This window comes from Pseudomonas reactans (genome assembly GCF_013385825.1).
Classification (GTDB): Bacteria; Pseudomonadota; Gammaproteobacteria; order Pseudomonadales; family Pseudomonadaceae; genus Aquipseudomonas; species Aquipseudomonas reactans.
Window position 1 is genome coordinate 461,669 of sequence record NZ_JACAPG010000011.1, and the last position, 21,593, is coordinate 483,261.

Here is a 21,593-nt window from a genome sequence, read left to right on the forward strand (position 1 = left end):
GTCTGCAAGGGGGTGCGATTTTGGTTTGAGAACCTTTTACCCTTCCCCCGGCGTTCTGCCGAATGAAAACAAACTACAAAAAAACCAAAGGCGTATGAGAGGAATGGACGTGCGCGAACCCAACAGATCGCGCGTTTCATTGATCCTGTTATTAGCGGGAGAGGTGGCGCTAGTCTAAGCGTCGACGCCACCCATTCACTAAAACTCAGGGCAGGAAATATTCGCCCCCGAACTCGTCAAACAGGCGCTCTTTCAACGCGGCGGAAAGCTTGTTCACCGCTTCCACGGGGCCATGGTGGACACCAACATTGAGGATTTCGCCTGCCGCGTTTCTGCTGAGTAATACAACGCCGTGTACGGCAACCCCGCCTAAGGTGAGAGCGTCATATTCGATCAGCTCCCTGTCCGAAAATGTGGCATGAAATGCCACTAAATGGGCCTCATACATCCCACCTACGGCCTGTACGACTTTGATGATCGAATCCCTGCCTTGCAAAGAGCGATTGAGGACTGACGAAATTAGAATCGCGTCTGGTGCCAATTGGTCTAGCCAGGCTGGCGATAACAACGGTGTCGACGGCGCGGTCATGGCGCGATACTCAAAACTACCTTGCCCAGCGTGCTTCCCTGTTCCACCAGCGCATGCGCCTTTGCTCCTTCGCTTAGCGGAAACTCATGACTGACATGCGGCGTTAACTGACCCGATTCGACCCATGCAGCTAGCTGTTGCAGGCCCGCGCTATCCGGTTCAACTGCAATGCTGGAGAAACGTCGTCCGGCGGCCTCAGCCAAGGCCGGCATGTGGCCGTGACTCAGGCCCATGGATGTAACGACGATGCCACCTGGCTTAAGCACTGACAAAGAGCGCTCTGCGTATCTATGACCCACGGTATCGAATACCACGTCGATGTCGCTAAGGACCGTGGTGAAATCGACGGCCTGATAATCGATCACTTCATCAGCGCCAAGGCTGCGCACGAAATCGTGTTTGCCTGCGCTGGCTGTCGTAATGACGTGTGCCCCCAGTGCCTTGGCGACCTGCACCGCGATGTGGCCCAGCCCACCTCCGCCGCCATGGATTAGCACACGCTGGCCAGGTTCAACCTGGGCGATTTCGCTCAACGCTTGCAACGCCGTCAGCCCAACCAACGGTAGTGCCGCGGCCTGGGCATGGCTCAGGCGCGCCGGTTTTTTCCAGAAGTGGCGCGATGGTGCAGCAACGTATTCTGCGTAGGCGTTTAAGGCACGTGGGAACAGCGGCATGCCAAAGACTTCGTCTCCCACTTTAAAGCGGGTAGTGCCAATTTCGATTTCCTCAACTACGCCAGACACGTCCCAACCCGGCACGAAGGGCAGGGCACCCAGCAGTGGGAATACGCCTGATCGCACCATAAGGTCGACTGGGTTGATGGACGCGGCATGCACACGCACTAGCACATCAGTGAAGGTGCGCACCGGTTTGGGTACCTCGGCCATTTCGAGCACTTCCGGGCCGCCAACGCTGTACTGAATCAAGCTTTTCATAATTTGCTTTCTCAGATAAAAACTCTGAAATAGAGCCTATGGGGCTATACTCATCGAGATGATTCCCTTTGTAAATTAGGCACCTTTTAGTGCTATAGGTACCCAATGGATACTACGTTCAATCACCTCGCTCGATCCCAGATAGGAAAACTGCGGGCAGGCGACATTTATGACGTCACTTGCCCGTCGCGTAGCGTTATTCAGATGCTCGCGGATAAATGGACCCTGTTGGTGGTCGATTCACTCTCGTCGGGGCCGATGCGTTTCGGTGAACTGCGTCGGCACGTGGGCGGCGTGACGCAGAAGATGCTGACGCAAACCTTGCGCTTACTTGAACGAGACGGCTTGGTCTTGCGCGTCGTATACCCGAGCTCGCCACCACGCGTGGAATACTCGCTGACGCCGCTTGGCATAAGCATCACCTCAGTTACTGGGCAAATGTGTCAGTGGGCTGAGGACAACATGAAGCCAGTTTTGGTCGCACGACTCGAATACGACACTCGCGTGGCGCGAGACGAGCAACCCCTCCCGAACGCTAGTCGGATCCCAGCGCAAAGCGCGAATCCCCCTAGTAACCAGTCAGCATGAATATCTTTTCGGAGTATTTGCGCTTAGCCCATTCCAACACTTCTTCCAGCGCCTGATGCTGGCCATGCCCTCAAAGAAATGCCCGGAACGTACCATCACAAAAGCAGATATCGCCGTAGATATCGATTACGAGTCAATGGCAGCTTTTGGCCGAAAGCGGTCATTGAGAAAGACAAACTCGTCCCGCTAACCCGCTTTTGACCGACATAGGCCAATGCTTCAGACCCTCCTCAGCCTACTTGCAAAGGCCTGGGTTGGACTGCTGTGCCATGAGCTCCAGCGCTACCTTTGAATCGCTGGAGCCAATACGCGCTAACGCACAAGCGCACTTGCACTGGAACTCTTCCAGGTTGCCCCACCTGATCAGGTACTCGAGATTTTTCTGTGCGGCTTCCGCAATCGCGCGGACGTCGCGCAGTTTTCCCTGATTAACCCCAACTCAAAAACGATATCTTCATGTTCTTCATGCCAGTCTCCCAGCAGGCGCTGCGCCAAACGTGGCGCGGTAATTTGTGCGTCGACGCCGACGCGTGCAGCCCAGAATTATTTCGTCAGCGGGAACCGAAACTGCTGCTCTTGCAGGCTCGTTTTAATTAACGCGACCAATTGTTGGGTGGCGGGACTCGGGTTGTCGTTATCGCAGTGAAGCACATAGCCAAGGCTCGGTACGGGGGGCAGGCCAGACACAACGGTCAAGTGGCTTGGCAGCCCAATGCGGGTTCGCAGCGTCAGGCCCAATCCGGCGGCGACGGCTGCCCAGATACCGCCGACGCTGGGGCTGGTCAGGGCAATTCGCCATGGAATGTGCGCAGCATCCAGCGCTTGGGTGGCGGCGCTGCGCAATAGGCAAGGCGCGTCGAACAGGATCAATGGCAACGGTGAGTCGTCGAGGGCCGTCAGCAGTGGTGTATCGCGGGCGCCGATCCAGTGCATCTGTGTTTCGCCCAGGTGTGTGGCATAGGGTGACGTGTGCCCGGTGTCCCAGGTCAGGGCGAGGTCCAGATTGGAGCGTTCGACCAGCGCCAGCAGTTCGGTGTTGCGGGCGATCCTGACTTCGAGATTGACCCTCGGGTAAGTTTGGACGAAGCGTCGCAGGATATCGCTCAGGAAATGCTCGCCAAAGTCTTCTTGAAGCCCGAGACGTAGGGTCCCGGCGGTTTGGCCTTCGTGTAGGGTCTGAAAAATGCCGTCGTTCAGCTCCAGCAAGCGGCGGGCATGACTGAGCAGTGTTTCTCCCGTGGGGGTCAAGGCCAGCCCGCGGCCGGACTTGGCCAGGATCGGCGTACCGACCTGCTCTTCGAGTTTCTTCAATTGAGCGCTGACGGCAGACGTCGAACGACCGAGACGATCCGCCGCTCTGGCAAAACTGTTGAACTCCACGCCGGTGACGAAGGTACGCAATACGTCGAGATCGAAGGTTGGGCGGCGCATTCGACAGTCCACTAATTCGGGATGATGGGTGCTATTAAATCTGATATTCGGGACTATCGCGAGTTGATAGTTTTTCCTCGTCAATTGGGACTTCAGGGGGAAAAACGATGATAACGGGGCGAGAACACCAGAGCAGCTACCCGCAAAAATTTGCCGAGCTGACTGACGACGTATTGTTTGGTGACATGTGGACGCGTACGCAATTGAATCCCCGTGAGCGCAGTCTGGCGACCGTGGCCGCGCTGGTGGCGATGTACCGTCTGGAGCAGCTGCCTTTTCATTTGAAACGTGCACTGGATAACGGCTTGAGTGTTGACGAGCTGGCCGAGGTCATCACCCATCTGGCGTTTTATTCAGGTTGGCCAACAGCCGCCTCGGCGCTGAATGTGCTCAGTGAACTACAGGCCAGCCTTCCAAAACCTCAGGAGTAACCGTTGATGCCGTTTGCACGAATTTCACTGCACCGTGGGAAGTCGGTCGAGTATTTACACGCGTTGTCTGACGGGTTGCACGACGCCTTGGTCGAGAGCTTCGAGGTGCCGAAGGCTGATCGCTTCCAGGCTATTCACCAACATGAGGTTGGCGAGCTGATATTCGATCCCCATTACTTGGGTGGGCCGCGTAGCCATGACTTTGTGCTGATCGCGATCACCGCAGGCCGGCCTCGAAGTGTTGAGACCAAACAGCGTTTTTACCGTGATCTGGTTGGAAAATTAGAGCGGGCGACGGGACTGAACGCGGAGGATGTCATGGTGGTGATTTCCACTACAGCCGGTGACGAGTGGTCGTTTGGAGGCGGGCGGGGCAATTAGCCTGCGGATTTATGCATCGCCTGTACAGATGGCCGCTACAGTCCAGAAAACCCCGCCTCACCCAGCGGGGCTTTCCCCCCTCACTTCGGCGCCACCCACGTCACCTCCGTAATCCCAAATTTCTCCGCCCAAGGTCGGGTCGTCTTCTTCACTTGCTCGTGCCCAACCCGCCCCACGCGGCTTACATGGGCGATATCGGCATCCACTGCCGCCCAGTGCCAGGCCTCGGCGTTGTTCATCACTTCGGCGCGCACCACAAAGGATTTCGGTTTGCCGTGCAGCTGATAATTGATGGTGTAGATTTTCGCGGTACTCATGTTGCCTCCCTGTGTTGTTATAGATGGATAGGGCAGCGTTCAAAAAGGTTCATTCAAAATGACAATCTGCACATCGGCGGGGCATAGTGTCGCCTCTATCCCGTGCCCAAGGATTGCGCCATGTCACTGTTGACCCATAGCCGCCTCTATCTGCAACGCCTGGGATACGACTCGCCGCCAGCGCCGACCTTGCACACCTTGCGGGAGCTGCAACTGCGCCATGTGTGCACCTTTGCCTTCGAGAACCTGTCGAGCCTGATGCGCCTGCCGGTGCCTATCGATTTGGCCAGCGTCGAGCAGAAAGTGCTGTTGGAAGGGCGGGGCGGGTATTGCTACGAGTTGAACCAGATGTTCCTTGCGTTATTGCAGGAGCTTGGTTTTGACGCGCGCGGCATCACTGGGCGGGTGGTGATGGGTGGGCCGCCGGATGCGCGTACGGCGCGGACGCATCGTTTGAGCCTGGTGACGTTGGATGGCGTGCGCTATATCACCGATGTCGGCTTTGGCGGCATGGTGCCCAGCAGTCCGTTGCGGTTGGACACCGAGGCGGTGCAGGCCACGGCGCATGAGCCTTATCGACTGAGTTTCGACGGGCAGGGCAGTTACACCTTGTGGGCGCATGTGGCGGAGGAGTGGCGCGGGCTGTATGTGTTCGATCTGCAGGTGCAGGCAGCCATCGATTATGAAATCGGCAACTGGTATGTCTCCACCCATCCGGACTCGGTATTCATTGGCCAGTTGAAAGTCGCGCGCTTGGCTGCGGGTAAGCGCCATACCCTGAACAACGCCCATTATGCGATTCACTACCTGGACCGGCCGAGTGAAAAGCGCGCCCTCACCAGTGCCGACGAGGTGTTGCAGGTATTGACTGAAACCTTCTGCATTCGCGTGCCGGTCACGCCGGCGCTGCGCACTGTCCTTGATGGCTTGGTGGTGGCCAATTGATAGAAGTGTTGAGTTAGAGCCTTCGCTGAACCGTTTTACCTCCAAATCAACGCAAATTAATTCGAACCTTTCGCGCAAGCAGGGGTTCGAACCGGTTCCTGAATAATTTGCTCACCAGACAAGGAGATGTAAAACGATGTCCAAGCTATTCGGAAAATTCCTCAAGGGTTCCTCGCTGCTGGCGCTGGTCGCTGCGCCTGCCGCGGTGTTCGCCGCACCGTCCACTGACCCGATTTCCACCTTCGGGATCCTGGGCAGCTACAACGATTTCAAATTCGAAGGCGGCAGCGAAAGCGACAAGAGCCACATGCCCGAAGCGGGCCTGTTCTATAACTTCGGCAACAAGCTCACCGCTGAATCCGGCTTTATCTACCAGGCCGGCATCGAAGCCAAGTACGGCGAAAAGAGCGACAACAAGCTCAAGGAAGGCCAGGCCGACCTTGACCTCGGCTGGCGTGCCGCGCTGGATGCGCGCAACTTTGTCGACGTGATCGTCGGCGGTGGCTACAGCTGGACGCGCTACGAGCCCGAGATCAACGACCTCGACGTGAAGCTCACCAACAAGTCGCCGTTCGCCAAGGCAGCCCTGGGCTACAACCACCAGTTCGATGACATGACCCTGCGTGTCGAAGCCGGTGCCCGTCGCACCATCGATGGCCGCACCAAGCTCAAGGTGGATGATTTCGGCAGCGACACCGTGGACCTCAAGGACCGCACCAACCCCTACGCCGAAGTCAGCCTGCTGATGAACCAGAAGGGCGATCTGCCGGTGGTCGCGGGCCTGTACTACACCCGCACCGAGTACAAACTCGACGGCGATTCCGAAGTGGCCGACAACACCAAGCTCAAGCGCAACGAGTACGGCTTCAAGGTCGGTATCGCGTTCTAAGCGCATCACCGGGACGTGGGTGGCCAACGCCCACGTTCAACTGTCCCCATCAGCCCCCTTTGTGTCCGCCAAAACCCTCAACGCCGCCGCGTCGCTGCCTTAGTGTGGAACCTGCTTTCCATAGCCTGAGAAGAGAGGGTGGCCATGCCCCGCATCGCCTTTTTGTTGCTGCTACTCGGCCTGCTCACGGCCTGTGACGACACTCCCAAACACTCCCCCGAACGCGCCACGGCGGCGACGGCCATGCCCGCTGACCCGGCGCTCGCCCAGGTCTACGACAGCAGTTGCAAGCTGTGCCATGCCAACCCGGCCTCCGGTGCGCCGCTGACGGCTGACCGCGCGGCGTGGAGCCCGCGTATCGCCCAGGGTGTCGACACGCTGCTGGACCACAGCATCAACGGCTACAACGGCATGCCGCCGATGGGGATGTGCATGCAGTGCTCCGAGGAACAGTTTGTGGCGCTGATCGGCTTTATGGCCGGCGTGCAAATCCAACAATAAGAAGGGGTGGTGGATGGCGCTTTCACGGCGGCAACTCTTGCAACGTTCAGGCTTGGTTGGGGCTTTCCTGGCGTTGAGCAGCAACCCGGTGCTGGCCCAGTTGGCGCGCGCGCCGAGGCTGATTCCGTGGCGCAACTGGTCGGGGGCGCAGACCTGTCTGCCGCTGGCCCGCCTGGCGCCGAAAGACTTGGACGAGTTGGTGCAGATAATTCGCCAGGCGCCGGGGCAGGTCAGGCCGGTGGGTTCGGCCCATTCCTTCAGCGCGTTGGTACCCACCGACGGCACGCTGCTGTCCCTGAGTTACTTCAACGGCATGCTCGATCACGATCCCGCGACCTTGCAAGCCACCTTCGCCGCCGGCACGCCGATGTCGCGCATGGGCCCGGCACTCAAGGCGGTGGGCCAGGCGCTGCCGAACATGGCGGATATCGATTACCAGACCCTGGCCGGGGCGATTGCCACCTCGACCCACGGCACCGGCGTGGGCTTCACCTCGTACTCCGGTTGCGTCACCGGGCTGCAACTGGTGACGGCCCAGGGCGAGGTGCTTGACTGCGACGCCCAGCGCCATCCCGAGGTATTCAACGCCGCGCGTGTGTCCCTCGGTGCGTTGGGCGTGGCCACCCAAATTCGCTCGCAGAACCGCGCGCCGTACCGTCTGCGCGAACGCCAGTGGATCGCCAAGACCGAAGAGTTGCTGGAGGACATCGACAAGCACACCCGGGAAAACCAGCACTGGGAAATGCTGGTGGTCACCCATTCCGACTACGCGCTGTCCATTGCCCTGAACGAAACCAGCGACCCGGCAACGCCACCCATCGACCCGGCAGAGGCGGGGGGCAATGAGTTCGTGACCCTCATCGAAAAGCTCGACAAATACGTCAGCGACTTCCCCGACACCCGCCGCACCTTGCTCAACAGCCTGCGGTTTTTCGCCAGCTTCGAGGACCGCGTGGCTGAGTCGTTCGAAGTCTATGCCAACGTGCGCAATGTGCGCTTCAACGAAATGGAATATTCAGTACCCGCCGAGCATGGGCCGGCCTGCCTGCGCGAGATCCTCAAGCTGATCAATGACAAGGACCTGCGCACCTGGTTTCCCATCGAGTACCGCTACGTCAAGGCCGACGACATTCCCCTGAGCATGTTCGAAGGCCGCGACAGTTGCTCGATCTCCGTGCACCAGCACTACGCCATGGACCATCACAACTTTTTTGCCGCCGTGGAGCCGATCTTCTGGAAGTACGCCGGCCGCCCGCACTGGGGCAAGTTGCACAGCCTCAACGCGCGCACGCTGCAGCCGCTGTACCCGCGTTGGGACGAGTTCACCCGCGTACGTCGCGAGCTGGACCCCAGTGGCAAATTCCTCAATGCACACCTGTCATCCATCCTGGGAGTGGCCCGATGAAGCGTCGACATTTTGTTTTGGGCACTGGCGCCTTGCTGGCCGCTGGAGCCTGGCTGCTGCGGCCGAGTGACCGTGGCAGCCCCTACAACGATTACTTCCGCACCCTTAACGCCGAACTCAAGGCCCATGGGCCGATGCGGCCGGTGATGCTGATTGACCTGGATCGGCTGGATCACAACATTGATGTGGTGATGCAATCGGTCAAGCGCGGCGGCAAACACCTACGGCTGGTGGAGAAATCCCTGCCGTCGCCAGGGCTGCTGGCCTACATCGCCAAACGCGCCGGCACACAACGGTTGATGTCGTTTCACCAGCCATTCCTGAATCATGACGCCCAGGTATTCCCCGAAGCGGACATCCTGTTGGGCAAGCCGTTGCCGGTGCGATCGGCGGAGTTGTTTTATCAGGCGCACAAAGGCGCGTTTGATCCGTCGCGGCAATTGCAGTGGCTGTTGGATACGCCTGAGCGGTTGCAGCAATACCTGAGGTTGGCGCAGGGGTTGAGTGTGCGGTTTCGGGTCAATATCGAGTTGGATGTGGGGCTGCATCGGGGTGGCATCAGTGATAACGCGGTGCTGGGGCAGATGCTGACGCTGATCAGCGCTAATCCGCAGCATTTGGAATTTGCCGGGTTCATGGGCTATGACCCGTTTGTGGGCATGGGGGTGCCGGGCATTCTTGGGTCGCCCCAGGCGTTGTTTGAGCAGGTGATGCAGCGCTATACCGGGTATGTGGATTTTGCGCGTCAGTACTTTGCCGGGTTGTGGCGAGATGGGCTCACGTTGAATACGGCGGGGAGCCCGAGTTATCGGATTCATGAGCAGGAACAGCTGAGTACGGAAGTGTCGGTGGGCACCGCGTTGCTCAAGCCGACGCATTACGATCTGCCTTCCCTCAGTGAGCATGTGCCGGCGGCGTTTATTGCTACGCCGGTCTTGAAAAGCACGGGGTTGGTGAATATCCCCGCGTTGGATGGGAGGTCGCGGGTGTTTTCGTGGTGGGATCCGAATCAGCGGGGGACTTACTTTATTTATGGGGGCAATTGGATGGCGGAGTTTGAGTCACCGCAGGGGCTCAAGAGTAATGAGTTGTATGGGCGCAGTTCCAACCAGGAGATGGTGAATGGGTCGCCGGCGGTGGAGTTGAGGGTGGAGGATCAAGTGTTTTTGCGGCCGACGCAGAGTGAGTTTGTGTTGTTGCAGTTTGGGGATTTGCTTGGGGTCCGGGGAGGCAAAATTGTTGAAGCTTGGCCTGTCTATAGCTGACGATTGGCAGGTATCCGTTCCTGCGGTAACGGATATGGGCTCATGCCTAGCTGTCGAAAGACATTACCAATGCGAATAAAATATTCAAAAATAATGAAATACAAGAATATTAGCTTATGCCCAAATAGCATTATATTTTTAAAATCCATTCCGTTATGTTTGAACTCAACAGCCTACCCCTGACCTCGGATGGTACCAATCTAGATTCGGATTCTGCGCTGCCACCCCCGCAGCAGAATCGTTGGAAGGGAGTTCAACGCATGTTGCCAATTCAAACCTCGCCCCACACCTAGCCCCAAATCGCCCCAACCCCCCAGAAAAACCCGAGCACCGCGCCCATCCGCGTGACTGCCCGACTTCGCGATTTGGAAACGCAGGAATACCTATGAAGCGAGCCCTACAACCGTCAGCCGCACTGGCCCTGGCTATCCTGGCCAACAGCGTCCAAGCCCAGGACGACAGCACCCTGTCCACCGTGGTGGTCACCGGCAACCGTGGCGCCGAACAGCGCACCGTCACCAGCAGCCCGGTGCCGATCGATGTGGTCAGCGCCAAGCAATTGCAGAACACCGGCAAGCCCGGCCTCATGGAAGCCCTGAGTGCAGTGATCCCGTCGCTGACCCTGCCGGAAAAAACCGGCTGGGACGCCAGCGGTATTGCCCGCGCCCCCAACCTGCGGGGCCTGAGCGCCGCCGAAGTGCTGGTGCTGGTCAACGGCAAGCGCCGTCACACCGCTGCCACCCTGAACATCAATGGCATCAACACCGGCGCAGCCCCGGCTGACCTGGATTTGATCCCCATCAGTGCCATCGACCACGTGGAAGTCCTGCGCGACGGCGCCGCCGCCCAATACGGTTCCGATGCCATCGCCGGAGTGATCAACGTGATCCTCAAGGCCGACACCAGCGGCACTTCGGTGACCAACGTCGGCCAGGGGTATGACGGCAAGAAACAGACCGTGCAGCAAAGCCTCAACAAAGGCTTCGAGATCGGCAACGGCGGCATCGTGCAGCTCGCCCTGGATGCCCGCAGCCAGAACGACGACAACAAGGCCAGCGCCAACGGCTACACCTACGCGCAAGCCTACGAGCAAGCCGGGCGGTCGACCTATGGCGGCTACGGCACGCCCAAGACCAACCTGCTGACCCTGGGCTACAACGCCGAGCTGCCGATCGACGACAGCTTCAGCCTGTATTCCTTCACCACCTATTCACGCCGCAAGGCCGAGCAGGGTCAGAACTTCCGCCTGCCGACCATCACCAACACCATCACCACCGGGCCGAACGGTTATCCAGGCGGTTACACCCCGACCTGGTTTATTGATGAGGACGATTTCCAGGCGGCATTCGGCGGTAAAGGCACGGTAGGCGAGTGGGACTGGGACCTGTCCACCACCTACGGGCGCAACGACGCGGAGCAGGGCACCACCCATAACCAGAACCCGTCGCTGGGCGAGGCCACGCCGAATCACTTCACCTCAGGCACCTGGATTTCCACCGAGCTGACCACCAATCTCGACTTCAAGCGCGGCTTTGATATCGGCCTGCAAAAGCCCTTGGACCTGAGCGTCGGTTTCGAACACCGACGTGACACCTATGAGGTGCAGGCCGGTGACTATGAGTCGTATGCCAACGGCGGCTACTGCGTGGCGCCGGGTAATTGCGCGTCGTCGGGGGCGCAAGTCACCAACGGGATTTCGCCAGATGAGGAAAGCAGCGCTTCGCGCAACAGCCTGGCCAGTTATGTCGATGTGGGCTTCAACCCGGTGCCGGACTGGTACGTCGGCACGGCGTTCCGCTACGAGCACTATAACCAGGGCGTCGGCGCCACCCGTAGCGGCAAGCTGACCACCCGCTATGACTTCACCCCGCAATTCGCCGTGCGCGCCACGGTGAGCAACGGCTTTCGCGCGCCGTCTTTGGCCAACAGCCTGTTCAGTGCGCGCTCCACCACCTATGGCGTGGTTGACGGCGTGTATCAGTCGATCAACTACGGCGTATTGCCTGTGGGTTCTGCTGCCGCCCAGGCGCTCGGCGCCCAGGAGTTGAAGCCGGAGCGCTCGACCAACTTCAGCCTCGGTTTCACCCTCACGCCCACTGATCGCCTGAGCTTCACCGCCGATGCCTATGTGATCAACCTGCGCGATCGCATCACGCTCACCGGCACCTTGCTCGGCCCCGAGATCACCCAGGTATTGCAGAACAACGGCATCAACTCCACCTCCGGCGGCCAGTACTTCATCAACGGCGCCGACACCCGCACCAAAGGCCTGGACCTGGTCAGCAACTACAGCCAGGACCTCGGCCAGTACGGCTCCGTGAAGTGGACCGCCGCGTTCAACTGGAACCAGACGCGGATCCTCAACTACAAGGAATCCACCAATATCCTGGGCACGTCCTACGAGTTGATGAACCGCGAGGCGCGCAACCTGATCACCGGCGTGCAGCCCAGTACCAAGCTGATCCTCGGCGGCGACTGGAGCATCGATCGTTTCAACCTCAACCTGGCCCTGACCCGCTACGGCTCCTACAAGGAGGTCAACTCGTCGGCCAACCGTGATCTGGACCGTATCTACAGTGCCAAGTGGATCACCGATCTCGACCTTGGCTACAACCTCACCAAAGACCTGAACATTGCCGTCGGCGCCAAGAACCTGTTCGACATCTACCCCAAGAAACAAGGGGTGCCGAGCAGCACCATGGTCAGCAGCTACGGCGTCTATTCGCCCTACGGTTTTACCGGCGGGTACTACTACACCCGCTTGACCTATGCCTTCTGAGGCCGAGGAACACACCATGCCCATCGTCGCCAAATCCTATGACCTGATTGACTCGCCCAGCCCGGTGCGCCAGGCCCGTGTCTCCACGCCGATCAAGGCCCTGCAAGTGGTGCCCGCGCGGCATCCCTGGCGCTGGGCCGGGTCGATCTTCGCGGCGCTGGTGCTGCTGGCCATCGTGCATTCCCTGGCCACTAACCCGCGCTGGGAGTGGGGTGTGTTCGGCCAGTGGTTTTTCTCGCCGTCGGTGCTGCGCGGGCTGGGGCAGACGTTGTTGCTGACGCTGTTGAGCACGGTGTTCAGCATCATTCTCGGCACGGCGCTGGCGTTGGCGCGCCTGTCGGGCTCGCCGCTGCTGGCGGCGTTGGCTTGGGGCTACATCTGGTTCTTCCGCTCGATGCCGGCGTTGCTGGTGCTGATCATCCTGTACAACTTCGCCTACCTGTATGACCACATCGTGCTGGGTGTGCCGTTCACCTCGGTGGTGTTCGCCGAGTGGTCCACGGTGGACGTGCTCAGCCAGTTCACCGTGGCCGTATTGGGCTTGAGCCTGATGCAGGCGGCGTACGCGGCGGAGATCATTCGCGGCGGGCTGATCGGTGTCGATGCCGGGCAGCATGAAGCCGCTGCGGCCCTGGGTTTACCGGCCTCGCGCCGCATCTTCCGGATCATCCTGCCCCAGGCGCTGCGCTCGATCCTGCCGTCCGGGTTCAACGAAATCATCGGCCTGGTCAAGGGCACCTCGATTGTCTATGTGCTGGCCTTGCCCGAGCTGTTCTACACCGTGCAAGTCATCTACAACCGCACCCAGGCGGTGATCCCGCTGCTGATCGTGGCGACGGTCTGGTACTTGATCATCACCACTGTGCTGACCAGCGCGCAGTACTACGTCGAGCGCCATTTTGCACGCGGCACCGCACGGGTGCTGCCGCCCACGCCGTTGCAACGCCTACGTGGTTGGTTGAAGGAGAAAACCCATGGCTGAAGCACGCGCCGGGCGCATTCAGATCCAGGGCGTGGGCAAGCGCTTTGGCAACCAACAGGTGTTGCAAGACATCGACCTGACCATCGATCCGGGCAAGGTCACGGTGATCCTCGGGCCATCCGGCTCGGGCAAGTCCACCTTGCTGCGCACCATCAACCACCTGGAAAAGATCGACAGCGGGCATATCACCATCGACGGTGAATACGTCGGCTATCGCCGCAAGGGTGACCTGCTCTACGAGCTGAAAGAACGCGAGATTCTCAAGCGCCGCATCGACGTGGGATTCGTGTTCCAGAACTTCAACCTGTTCCCGCACCTCACCGCCTGGGAGAACGTCGCTGAGGCGCCTCTGGCCCACAAGCGCTGGACCAAGGCCGAGGCCCCAACCAAGGCGGCCGAGCTGCTGGCCAAGGTGGGTCTGGCGGACAAGGTCGATGCCTACCCGCGCCAGCTCTCCGGCGGCCAGCAACAGCGTGTCGCCATCGCCCGCGCCTTGGCGCTCGACCCCAAAGTGCTGCTGTTCGATGAACCCACCTCGGCGCTCGACCCGGAGCTGGTGGGCGAAGTGCTCGATGTGATCAAGGGCCTGACCCAACTGGGCGTGACCCTGGTGATCGTCACCCACGAAATCGGCTTTGCCCGTGAGGTGGCCGACCACGTGGTGTTCCTCTGCGACGGCCAGTTGATCGAAGAAGGCCCGCCCGAGCAGATTTTCCGCCAACCCCGACATCCCCGCACCGTGGCCTTTCTCGGCAAGGTGCTTTAGTTCAAGGAGTGACTGCCCATGCTTATCTCTACCGCTCGTATCGCCCTGTTGACGCTGGCCGTCAGCACCGCACAAAGCGCGTTCGCCGTGCAACAGGTCGACCTCAGCCCCGACCGTGCGCGCATTCATGTACCGCGTAACGAAGCGGCCATCGCGCAGATCCCGCCAGGCTTCAAGTTCGCCCAGCCGGGCAAGTTCACCGTGGCCGTGTCCGGCGTGGCCGGGCCGCCTCTGGCACTGCTGGCCAATGACGACAAGACCACCATCGGCAGCGAAGCGGATACCGCGCAGTTGGTCGCCGACAGCCTGGGCCTGCAACTCAACGTGGTGCAGACCAGTTGGGAGGACTGGCCCCTGGGCGTCAGCTCGGGCAAGTACGATGCGGTGATCAGCAACGTCACCGTGACCGAGGCGCGCAAGAAGCGCTTCGACTTCGCGACTTACCGCCAGGACGTGCTTGGGTTCTATGTGAAGAGCACCAGCAAGATCAGCGCGATCAAGCAGGCCGAAGATATTGCCGGGCTGAAGATCATCGTCGGCTCCGGCACCAACCAGGAAAAGGTCCTGCTGGCCTGGAACGACGCCAATGAAAAAGCCGGGCTCAAGCCGGCGCTGTTGCAGTACTTCGACGACCAGGCCGCCGCGCAACTGGCGGTGCAATCCGGGCGCAGCGATGCGCTGTTCGGGCCTAACTCGGTGTACGCCTATTCGGCGGCAATCACCGGCGGTATCAAGCTTGTCGGCACGGTCAATGGTGGCTGGCCTTTAAAAGCCGATATCGCGGTGACCACGCGCAAGGACAACGGCCTGGTCCAGCCGATTCACACCGCGCTGGAAGGCGCGATTGCCGGCGGCCAATACGCACAGGTGCTGCAACGCTGGGGCCTGGATATCGAGCGCGTCGACCAGTCGTTGATCAACCCACCGGGCCTGCCGGATTAAGGAGCATCGAACATGGGACTGACACGACGTGAAGCGCTGTCGAGCATTGCTGCGGTAGGCGGCGAAAAGGCCGTCAAGGAGGCACTGGCGGCATTGGGCCTGGGGCCGTCGTCACACCGGCGCCCGCAACCGCTGAAACTCAAGGAAGGCCTGGGGCAGGGCACCCGCGTGCTGGTGTTGGGCGCCGGGATCGCGGGGCTGGTGACGGCACTGGAGTTGACCCGCGCCGGGTTCGAGGTGCAAGTGCTGGAGGCGCGTGACCGCGTGGGCGGCCGCACCTGGACGATCCGCAACGGCGATCGGGTGGATTACAAGGACGGCCGCACGCAAACCGCAACGTTCGAACAAGGGCACTACTTCAACGCCGGACCGGCGCGGATTCCCAGCCAGCATCGCACCATTCTCGACTATTGCAGCGAGTTGGGCGTGCCGCTGGAGGTGCTGGTCAACAGCAGCCATGGCGCCCAGGTGCGGCCGGATGTGAGCAAGCCGGCCTTCACGGTGGGCCAGGCAATCAATGATGCACGGGGGCAGGTGTCCGGCTTGCTGGCCAAGGCGGTGCAACGTGATGCCCTCGATGATGTATTGAGCGCTGAGGAACGCACGCGGCTGTTGGCGTTCCTGCAGGTGTACGGCGACCTGTCACAGGCGCTGGCCTTCGAGGGCACGATCCGTTCGGGGCATCTGGATTCACCTGCGCATCCCGGCGCGTTGCCCGCGAGTCGTAGCCCGTTATCACTCGATCAACTGCTGCACCCGGAACTGTGGGGCGCGTTACTGCACACGGAATTCCCGGAGTTCTCCGCCACCATGTTCCAGCCGGTGGGCGGTATGGACCGCATCACGGATGCCTTCTACCAGCGCGTCCGGGGCCAGGTGCAACTGGGCGCCCAGGTGCGGCAGATCCGCCAATTGGAAGACGGCGTAGCCGTTACTTATCACGACAAGCTCAGCGGTCGCGAACAAGTGGTACGTGCCGATTACCTGATCTCGACCCTGCCGTTGCCGCTGCTGGCCAAGCTCGACACTGACTTCAGCGACCCGATCAAGGCCGCCTTGCTCAGCACCCGCAGCGACCAGGCAACCAAAGTGGCGTGGCAGTCGCCGCGATTCTGGGAAACCGACTACCGCACCTACGGCGGCCTGTCGTGGATCGAACACCCGGCGCGCCTGCTGTGGTACCCGAGCAACGACCTCAACACCCGCGAAGGCTTGCTGGTAGCGGGCTATGTGACCGGGGAGGGCGCCGACGTATTTGGTGCGCAACCGTTCGACCAGCAGTACGCCACCTCGAAAGAAGCTGTGGAACTGCTGCACCCCGGCTATTCCAAACACTTGCGCAATCCGCTGGCGGTGTCCTGGGAACAGATCCCCTACAGCGAAGGCCCGTGGCTGCAACGCGAACACTTCCCGGCCGACGCCAGCGCCTTGCTCGAAGCCGGCCACGGCCGTGTGTATTTCGCCGGTGATGGGTTGGTGCAAAGCGGCGTGGGCATCTGGCAGGAATCGGCGGCCAATTCGGCGCGCCATGTGGTCGGGCAACTGGCTGAGCGAGTTATCCACCAACGGCACAGCGCGGCACTTGCCGCCTCTTAGGCCAAATGCGCACTTGTGGCGAGCGGGCTTGTTGTGGCGAGCGGGCTTGCCCCGCGTTGGGGCGCGAAGCGGCCCCAGAACCTGCCGACTTGGTTTATCTGTCACACCGCAGCGCCTGGATTGGGAGCGCTACGCACTCCAACGCGGGGCAAGCCCGCTCGCCACAACAAGCCCGCTCGCCACAGAGGGTGTTGGCGGTTTTAAAAGGGGTTTAGTGACCCATGCATCATTAAGGAGAAACATCATGAGCGACAACATTCAACGCACCAGCGTCGGCGATTTCCCAATCTCGCAGACCGTCACCGTACCGGCTTCCGCCAGCCTGGTTTTTGTCAGTGGCACCTTGCCCGATCTGCACGACGCAAATGCCCCGGCGGGCACTCCAGCCGCCTATGGCACTACCGAAGTGCAGACGGTGTCGGTGTTCAACAAGCTGCGCAAGATCCTACGTCAGCAAGACCTGGATCTGGGCGACATCGTGCAGTTGCGGGTGTTTCTGGTGGGGGCCGAAGAGAAGGGCGGCAAGCTGGATTTCGCCGGCTTGCAGGCGGGCTATACGCAGTTCTTTGGCACGCCGGAGCAACCGAATAAACCGGCACGCACGGCGTTGCAGGTGGTGGCATTGCCGTTGCCCGGCGCGTTGGTCGAAGTGGAGGCGATCGCGGCAAGAGCGGTGTGAGACTCATCGACTTTTTGCAATCACACTGCTCATGTACTGGTTCAAATCGCGGAAGTCGTCAACCCTCCAAGCGAACGGCGCCAGCTTCACGCCGTTCTCTCGCAAGGTTCTTGGGATCAAGTCGCCATTGGGGCGAAGGATGATCGACGAGACAATAACGCCTGGATAGTCATTCAGGCGCTTTTTGAACGCCGCGGTGGTCAGGTCGGGGGTGGGCGGATTGCTCTTGTTGGCCAAGGGGCCTGTGCCTTTGATATCGGCGCCGTGGCACATCGCACACCGCTGGGAAAAGAGGGTTTTCCCGTTGAGGTTGTCCGCGAAGGACAGTGAGGGTTGGGTGAGCGATAACAGGCCGAGCCAGGCGATAAGTACCCGTTTCATATCCATATGACCTTGTGGCTTGAATTAGATTGGGATCGTGGGCACAACCTGATGCCCACCGTTCAGCCGCGTGGGCTATTCCTGCAACTGCAACGCCTGTTGCTTGAGCTTGCGCTTTTGCTCAAACGGCAACTTCTCATCATCCCCATATGGCGCGCTGTACCAGTTGCCATACGTCGGATTGGGCAACAGAAACCAGCGCTGCCCCAGCCAGTTCACATAGGGCGCCACGGCCTTGCGTTGATCTGCGACGGTGTTGTGCTCGGCCTGGACGAAATCCCCCAGGGAATCACCGGCCATCAACAACACGCGGGCATGGGCGGCGACCCATTGGCGACGGCAGTTCTTGCCGTAGCCGGCGCTTTCGCAATGGCCGGTGGGCGTGCTGGCGGCGAGGACGTGTTCGTCGCTTTCCACCGGGAAACCGCGCAGGCGCAGGTTCTTCACGGTGGCGGCGACCTGGCTGTGTTCACGGTTGGTCAGGTAGTAGACCGCGATACCTTTCTGCTGGGCCGCTTGCACGAAGGCGACTGCGCCGGGCAATGCCTGGGCCTTGGCCTGGTCGACCCAGGTGTTCCAGCGGTCGTAGGAATAAACCTGGTTGTTGACCACATCGCGCGCGTTGAGCGGCACGTTGTCCAGCAGGGTTTCGTCGATATCGACCACGACCGCCGGCGGCAACCCGTTGAGGTTGCGCGGGGGGAAGGGCAGGGCGTCCCAGGTCGGATCAGCCAGCGCCACGTCGAGTTGGCGGGTGGCATTGGCGAAGAGCTGGCGGTAGATCAACTCATGCTCGATGGAGGTCTGTGTCCAGAGCACGGCGTCGAGTTGGTCGTTGGCCGGAGGTGTTTGTTGGCAGCCCGCCAGCAGGCAGAGGCTGGCGAAGATCAGGTTACGCATGGACAGTCTCGCAGATGAAAGTTGGATGGGCGCACCTTAGCCTAATCACGGGCGCCATACAGGCAGGATGTTTTCATCCGTCGCCCAATGAGGCTGGCCAGGTCGCAGGCAGACACCACCCACCCAGCGCGCATGGCTGGCATGATCCCGCCAGTGGGCGTGGCCGTTCAGCACGGCTTGCCCCAGCGCCGTCAACGCCAGCACCTGGCGTGGCCATTCCAGGTGTGTCTCGGTGGCTGTCAGCAAAGGGTTGTCGCCATCGATCAACGGCCGCAACAGCGCGTGAAACATCATGTCCCCCAGAAACGGTAGCGGTTCACGCTTGGCCATCAATTCTGCAAAGACCCGGCCGAAGGGCGTTGGCCCAGCCTCGTCGAGGTACGTCAGGGCCAGGCGTTCGGTCAGCGACAGCCCATCGCGCAGACCTGGCAACTCCTGCAACTGACGCAACAGCGCCGGGGCCAGAAACGGTAAGGCGGGGTGGCTGCCATGGGCCAATTGCGCCCACTTGACTGGCGAGCTGTCGCAATACGCCGACCAGGCCTCTTTGGCAAGTTGCACGGCGTCATCATCGATCAAGCGCCGTTGCGGCCACAGCCACGCCAACACATCCGGCGCCAGTTGGCCGATGCCGATAAAACGCTGCACGCCGGGAATGCGGTCGACCTCGATCAGTTCCAGCTTGCGCGGTGCTTGCTCAAGACCCGCCAGTGCGCGAACCAGGAACAGTTGGTCATAGGCATCCGCTTCGCACCACAGCACACTGTGATCGGCGCTGGCCAAGGCTTCGAGGTGGTCGTATTCAGTGTCGATACGGCGTGCCGCATCGGCTTCGTCGATGGCAAAGGCCTGGCTGATAAAAGCGCTGCGCATGGCGCGAAAGGCTTTGCTGGGCAAATCGCGGACCGGGCCCATGCACAGCGGGTCGGTGAGCATGCGGAACTGTCCTTTGAACCCCGCCAGATGAAGGCTGTGGGCAATGTCATTGCCGCAGCGCCAATGGGTGGTGCGTGCTTCGTCGCTAGCGGTAAAGTCGGGGTGGCGGGCGGCGAAGTCGATAGCATCGACATGCGCCTTGAGCTTGGGCCAACTGCTGAAACCCAGCTGCTTGGCGATTTCCCATTGGGCCAGGGACAAGGTCGCGTTCGGGTCTTCGGCTTTGAGGCGTGGCAGCAGTTCCTTGGCACGCTTGCGCTGTTGCTCAAGGTTGAGGCGGCCATCGGTATTGAAGTGGCGGGACATACGATCTCCTTGCACAAACCTTTTCCGCTTCAAGGTGGGGAGTCGTAGAAAAAGAGGATGTTGCAGTGTCTTGGGCGCAGCCCTTTCCGCGGAAGGTGGCGTAGAGAACGCCAGACGGGGAATATAGGCAGTGAGGTTTTTGATTGCAAGCCGTTCAGCCGAGTAAAGAGTTCATGTCCGACACCCCGTTAATCGAAACCCGCGCCCTCACGCGCCTGGACGAGCGCCGCCACGTGGCGTTGCTCCAGCCCACCGATTTCACCTTGAATGCCGCCGATCGCGTGTCGATCACCGGCTCATCCGGCTCCGGAAAAAGCGTGTTCCTGCGTGCACTGGCGCTGCTGGACGCGCCCAGCTCCGGGCAGATCCTGTGGAACGGCCAGCCGATCGGCAATGCGCAGATTCCCCACTATCGCTGCCACATCAGCTACCTGTCGCAACGCCCGGCGCTGCTCGACGGCACGGTGGAAGACAACCTGCGTTTCCCCTTCAGCCTCAAGACGTCGCGCAAACGCCGCTTTGATCTTGCCACGGTGACCACACTGCTGGGCCACGCCGGCAAGGCTGCGGACTTTCTGGCCAAGCGCGCCGCCGACCTGTCGGGCGGTGAATCCCAGGTGGTCTCGCTGATCCGCACTCTGCAACTCAATCCCGAAGTGCTGCTGCTCGACGAGCCCACCGCCGCACTCGACCCCACCTCATCCCGCGAAGTGGAAGCGCTGATCGACGCCTGGTTTGCCGGGGATCCCTCCCGCGCCTGTATCTGGGTCTCCCACGATCTGGACCAGGCCCGGCGCATGAGCGACATCCATTTGCAGATGAGCGCCGGTGTATTGAGCGGAGTGGCCCAGCCATGAACTATCAGAACCTCACCGCGCTGGACATGGGTATTGCCGCCTCGCTGATCCTGATCAACGGCGCGCTTTCCCTGCTGCTGCGCCTGGGCCTGGAGCGCCAGTTGTTGTGGGCGGCAGTGCGCACCGTGGTGCAGCTGCTGGCCATCGGTTACCTGCTGGGCTGGGTGTTCGAGTTCGCTTACTGGTACGTGGTGCTGCCGTTGATGTGCGCCATGACCTTGATCGCCGGCATCTCGGCGGCGGGGCGCGGGCGGCGTACTTACCGAGGGCAGCGTGTGGACAGCATCCTGTCGGTGTGGGGCAGTTCGTGGCTGGTGACGGCGGTGGGCTTGTTTGCGGTGATTCGCATCCACCCGTGGTACGAGCCGCAGTATGCAATCCCGATCCTCGGCATGATCCTGGGCAATACCCTGACCGGCGTGTCGCTGGGGATCGAACGCATGACCCAGGAACTGACCTCGGGCCGCAACACCATCGAAATGATCCTGGCCCTCGGCGGCTCGCGCTGGGAAGCGGCGCAGGAAGCCATCCGCCAGGCTGTGCGCGCCGGGATGATCCCGACGTTGAACCAGATGACCGTGGTGGGCATCGTCAGCCTGCCCGGCATGATGACCGGGCAGGTGCTGGCGGGGGAGAGCCCGGTGGATGCAGTGCGGTATCAGATCGTGATCATGTTTCTGATTGCCGCAGCGTCGGCGTTGGGCACGGTAGGTGCGGTGCTGCTCACCTACCGGCGGTTGTTCTCCGTGAGCCATCGCTTCTTGCGCGATCGGCTGCAGGAGCGTTCCTGAC

Annotated in this window: 23 protein-coding genes; 16 read left to right on the top strand and 7 right to left on the bottom strand. The window is 60.8% G+C overall.

Going from position 1 to position 21,593, the window contains the following annotated elements; translation table 11 throughout:
- Positions 1 to 205: 205 nt before the first annotated feature.
- A complete protein-coding gene (locus tag HX868_RS13685; protein ID WP_177003220.1) occupies positions 206 to 589 on the bottom strand; it encodes a hypothetical protein in 384 nt (127 codons plus the stop codon).
- Entirely contained in the window at positions 586 to 1,524 is a 939-nt protein-coding gene (locus HX868_RS13690) for an NADP-dependent oxidoreductase (RefSeq protein WP_177003221.1), read from the bottom strand. The genes HX868_RS13685 and HX868_RS13690 overlap by 4 nt, the downstream gene beginning before the upstream one ends.
- Before the next feature lie 204 nt (positions 1,525 to 1,728).
- On the opposite strand from HX868_RS13690, the gene HX868_RS13695 reads away from it, so the two are divergent.
- On the top strand, positions 1,729 to 2,112 hold the full coding sequence (locus tag HX868_RS13695; protein ID WP_177003277.1) for a winged helix-turn-helix transcriptional regulator: 384 nt from the start codon (positions 1,729 to 1,731) through the stop codon (positions 2,110 to 2,112).
- A gap of 543 nt (positions 2,113 to 2,655) precedes the next feature.
- Here HX868_RS13695 and HX868_RS13700 read toward each other — a convergent pair.
- Positions 2,656 to 3,543 (bottom strand): LysR substrate-binding domain-containing protein, encoded by an 888-nt coding sequence (locus HX868_RS13700; protein ID WP_177003222.1) that lies wholly within the window; start codon positions 3,541 to 3,543, stop codon positions 2,656 to 2,658.
- 107 nt (positions 3,544 to 3,650) lie between these two features.
- Here HX868_RS13700 and HX868_RS13705 point away from each other — a divergent pair, with 107 nt between their 5' ends.
- Both HX868_RS13705 and HX868_RS13710 read left to right on the top strand, forming a co-directional pair.
- Positions 3,651 to 3,974: a carboxymuconolactone decarboxylase family protein gene (locus HX868_RS13705; protein ID WP_177003223.1), complete on the top strand. Its 324-nt coding sequence runs from the start codon at positions 3,651 to 3,653 to the stop codon at positions 3,972 to 3,974.
- Positions 3,975 to 3,980: 6 nt separating this feature from the next.
- Positions 3,981 to 4,355, top strand: a complete 375-nt coding sequence (locus HX868_RS13710) for a tautomerase family protein (protein ID WP_177003224.1) — start codon at positions 3,981 to 3,983, stop codon at positions 4,353 to 4,355.
- Between the two features lie 80 nt (positions 4,356 to 4,435).
- Here HX868_RS13710 and HX868_RS13715 read toward each other — a convergent pair whose 3' ends face one another.
- Positions 4,436 to 4,672, bottom strand: coding sequence for a DUF6555 family protein (locus tag HX868_RS13715; RefSeq protein ID WP_016979650.1), 237 nt, complete (start codon positions 4,670 to 4,672; stop codon positions 4,436 to 4,438).
- A 120-nt stretch (positions 4,673 to 4,792) separates the two neighbouring features.
- Between HX868_RS13715 and HX868_RS13720 the strand changes: the two genes are divergently transcribed.
- From HX868_RS13720 to HX868_RS13770, 11 genes are all read left to right on the top strand, one after another.
- Complete coding sequence (locus tag HX868_RS13720) at positions 4,793 to 5,617, top strand: arylamine N-acetyltransferase family protein (RefSeq protein WP_177003225.1); 825 nt, start codon at positions 4,793 to 4,795, stop codon at positions 5,615 to 5,617.
- Positions 5,618 to 5,753: 136 nt separating this feature from the next.
- Positions 5,754 to 6,506, top strand: coding sequence for an outer membrane beta-barrel protein (locus HX868_RS13725; protein ID WP_016979648.1), 753 nt, complete (start codon positions 5,754 to 5,756; stop codon positions 6,504 to 6,506).
- Positions 6,507 to 6,650: 144 nt separating this feature from the next.
- Entirely contained in the window at positions 6,651 to 7,007 is a 357-nt protein-coding gene (locus HX868_RS13730; RefSeq protein WP_016979647.1) for a c-type cytochrome, read from the top strand.
- A gap of 73 nt (positions 7,008 to 7,080) precedes the next feature.
- Complete coding sequence (locus HX868_RS13735; RefSeq protein WP_177003278.1) at positions 7,081 to 8,412, top strand: D-arabinono-1,4-lactone oxidase; 1,332 nt, start codon at positions 7,081 to 7,083, stop codon at positions 8,410 to 8,412.
- Positions 8,413 to 8,468: 56 nt separating this feature from the next.
- Positions 8,469 to 9,677 carry a DSD1 family PLP-dependent enzyme gene (locus HX868_RS13740; RefSeq protein WP_177003279.1) on the top strand — a complete coding sequence of 403 codons (1,209 nt, stop codon included), beginning with the start codon at positions 8,469 to 8,471 and terminating at the stop codon, positions 9,675 to 9,677.
- Between the two features lie 385 nt (positions 9,678 to 10,062).
- A complete protein-coding gene (locus tag HX868_RS13745) occupies positions 10,063 to 12,456 on the top strand; it encodes a TonB-dependent receptor plug domain-containing protein (RefSeq protein ID WP_177003226.1) in 2,394 nt (797 codons plus the stop codon).
- 16 nt (positions 12,457 to 12,472) lie between these two features.
- Positions 12,473 to 13,438, top strand: coding sequence for an amino acid ABC transporter permease (locus HX868_RS13750; protein ID WP_028617063.1), 966 nt, complete (start codon positions 12,473 to 12,475; stop codon positions 13,436 to 13,438).
- The gene (locus tag HX868_RS13755; RefSeq protein ID WP_177003227.1) at positions 13,431 to 14,204 is read left to right on the top strand and encodes an amino acid ABC transporter ATP-binding protein; all 774 of its coding nucleotides are present in this window, start codon (positions 13,431 to 13,433) and stop codon (positions 14,202 to 14,204) included. The genes HX868_RS13750 and HX868_RS13755 overlap by 8 nt, the downstream gene beginning before the upstream one ends.
- A gap of 18 nt (positions 14,205 to 14,222) precedes the next feature.
- Positions 14,223 to 15,146 (top strand): ABC transporter substrate-binding protein, encoded by a 924-nt coding sequence (locus HX868_RS13760; protein ID WP_177003228.1) that lies wholly within the window; start codon positions 14,223 to 14,225, stop codon positions 15,144 to 15,146.
- A 12-nt stretch (positions 15,147 to 15,158) separates the two neighbouring features.
- Positions 15,159 to 16,742 carry a flavin monoamine oxidase family protein gene (locus tag HX868_RS13765; protein ID WP_177003229.1) on the top strand — a complete coding sequence of 528 codons (1,584 nt, stop codon included), beginning with the start codon at positions 15,159 to 15,161 and terminating at the stop codon, positions 16,740 to 16,742.
- A gap of 244 nt (positions 16,743 to 16,986) precedes the next feature.
- Positions 16,987 to 17,421, top strand: coding sequence for a RidA family protein (locus HX868_RS13770; protein WP_177003230.1), 435 nt, complete (start codon positions 16,987 to 16,989; stop codon positions 17,419 to 17,421).
- A 3-nt stretch (positions 17,422 to 17,424) separates the two neighbouring features.
- On the opposite strand, the gene HX868_RS13775 is transcribed toward HX868_RS13770, so the two are convergent.
- From HX868_RS13775 to HX868_RS13785, 3 genes are all read right to left on the bottom strand, one after another.
- Positions 17,425 to 17,802, bottom strand: a complete 378-nt coding sequence (locus tag HX868_RS13775; RefSeq protein ID WP_218168652.1) for a c-type cytochrome — start codon at positions 17,800 to 17,802, stop codon at positions 17,425 to 17,427.
- Between the two features lie 75 nt (positions 17,803 to 17,877).
- Positions 17,878 to 18,702, bottom strand: coding sequence for a 5'-nucleotidase, lipoprotein e(P4) family (locus HX868_RS13780; RefSeq protein WP_177003232.1), 825 nt, complete (start codon positions 18,700 to 18,702; stop codon positions 17,878 to 17,880).
- Between the two features lie 45 nt (positions 18,703 to 18,747).
- On the bottom strand, positions 18,748 to 19,944 hold the full coding sequence (locus HX868_RS13785; protein WP_177003233.1) for a DUF1835 domain-containing protein: 1,197 nt from the start codon (positions 19,942 to 19,944) through the stop codon (positions 18,748 to 18,750).
- A gap of 173 nt (positions 19,945 to 20,117) precedes the next feature.
- Between HX868_RS13785 and HX868_RS13790 the strand changes: the two genes are divergently transcribed.
- A complete protein-coding gene (locus HX868_RS13790) occupies positions 20,118 to 20,801 on the top strand; it encodes an ABC transporter ATP-binding protein (RefSeq protein ID WP_177003234.1) in 684 nt (227 codons plus the stop codon).
- Complete coding sequence (locus HX868_RS13795) at positions 20,798 to 21,592, top strand: ABC transporter permease (protein ID WP_016978449.1); 795 nt, start codon at positions 20,798 to 20,800, stop codon at positions 21,590 to 21,592. The genes HX868_RS13790 and HX868_RS13795 overlap by 4 nt, the downstream gene beginning before the upstream one ends.
- The last annotated feature ends 1 nt before the right edge of the window (position 21,593 follow it).

What these genes read in the sequence shown, in the direction of transcription:
- HX868_RS13695 (WP_177003277.1), top strand. Translation starts at nt 1,729, where the DNA reads ATGCTCGCGGATAAATGGACCCTGTTGGTGGTCGATTCACTCTCGTCG.
- HX868_RS13715 (WP_016979650.1), bottom strand. Translation starts at nt 4,672, where the DNA reads ATGAGTACCGCGAAAATCTACACCATCAATTATCAGCTGCACGGCAAA.
- HX868_RS13745 (WP_177003226.1), top strand. Translation starts at nt 10,063, where the DNA reads ATGAAGCGAGCCCTACAACCGTCAGCCGCACTGGCCCTGGCTATCCTG.
- HX868_RS13780 (WP_177003232.1), bottom strand. Translation starts at nt 18,702, where the DNA reads ATGCGTAACCTGATCTTCGCCAGCCTCTGCCTGCTGGCGGGCTGCCAA.
- HX868_RS13775 (WP_218168652.1), bottom strand. Translation starts at nt 17,802, where the DNA reads ATGAAACGGGTACTTATCGCCTGGCTCGGCCTGTTATCGCTCACCCAA.
- HX868_RS13700 (WP_177003222.1), bottom strand. Translation starts at nt 3,543, where the DNA reads ATGCGCCGCCCAACCTTCGATCTCGACGTATTGCGTACCTTCGTCACC.
- HX868_RS13725 (WP_016979648.1), top strand. Translation starts at nt 5,754, where the DNA reads ATGTCCAAGCTATTCGGAAAATTCCTCAAGGGTTCCTCGCTGCTGGCG.
- HX868_RS13685 (WP_177003220.1), bottom strand. Translation starts at nt 589, where the DNA reads ATGACCGCGCCGTCGACACCGTTGTTATCGCCAGCCTGGCTAGACCAA.
- HX868_RS13755 (WP_177003227.1), top strand. Translation starts at nt 13,431, where the DNA reads ATGGCTGAAGCACGCGCCGGGCGCATTCAGATCCAGGGCGTGGGCAAG.
- HX868_RS13760 (WP_177003228.1), top strand. Translation starts at nt 14,223, where the DNA reads ATGCTTATCTCTACCGCTCGTATCGCCCTGTTGACGCTGGCCGTCAGC.
- HX868_RS13770 (WP_177003230.1), top strand. Translation starts at nt 16,987, where the DNA reads ATGAGCGACAACATTCAACGCACCAGCGTCGGCGATTTCCCAATCTCG.
- HX868_RS13790 (WP_177003234.1), top strand. Translation starts at nt 20,118, where the DNA reads ATGTCCGACACCCCGTTAATCGAAACCCGCGCCCTCACGCGCCTGGAC.
- HX868_RS13795 (WP_016978449.1), top strand. Translation starts at nt 20,798, where the DNA reads ATGAACTATCAGAACCTCACCGCGCTGGACATGGGTATTGCCGCCTCG.
- HX868_RS13750 (WP_028617063.1), top strand. Translation starts at nt 12,473, where the DNA reads ATGCCCATCGTCGCCAAATCCTATGACCTGATTGACTCGCCCAGCCCG.
- HX868_RS13690 (WP_177003221.1), bottom strand. Translation starts at nt 1,524, where the DNA reads ATGAAAAGCTTGATTCAGTACAGCGTTGGCGGCCCGGAAGTGCTCGAA.
- HX868_RS13705 (WP_177003223.1), top strand. Translation starts at nt 3,651, where the DNA reads ATGATAACGGGGCGAGAACACCAGAGCAGCTACCCGCAAAAATTTGCC.
- HX868_RS13785 (WP_177003233.1), bottom strand. Translation starts at nt 19,944, where the DNA reads ATGTCCCGCCACTTCAATACCGATGGCCGCCTCAACCTTGAGCAACAG.
- HX868_RS13720 (WP_177003225.1), top strand. Translation starts at nt 4,793, where the DNA reads ATGTCACTGTTGACCCATAGCCGCCTCTATCTGCAACGCCTGGGATAC.
- HX868_RS13730 (WP_016979647.1), top strand. Translation starts at nt 6,651, where the DNA reads ATGCCCCGCATCGCCTTTTTGTTGCTGCTACTCGGCCTGCTCACGGCC.
- HX868_RS13710 (WP_177003224.1), top strand. Translation starts at nt 3,981, where the DNA reads ATGCCGTTTGCACGAATTTCACTGCACCGTGGGAAGTCGGTCGAGTAT.
- HX868_RS13765 (WP_177003229.1), top strand. Translation starts at nt 15,159, where the DNA reads ATGGGACTGACACGACGTGAAGCGCTGTCGAGCATTGCTGCGGTAGGC.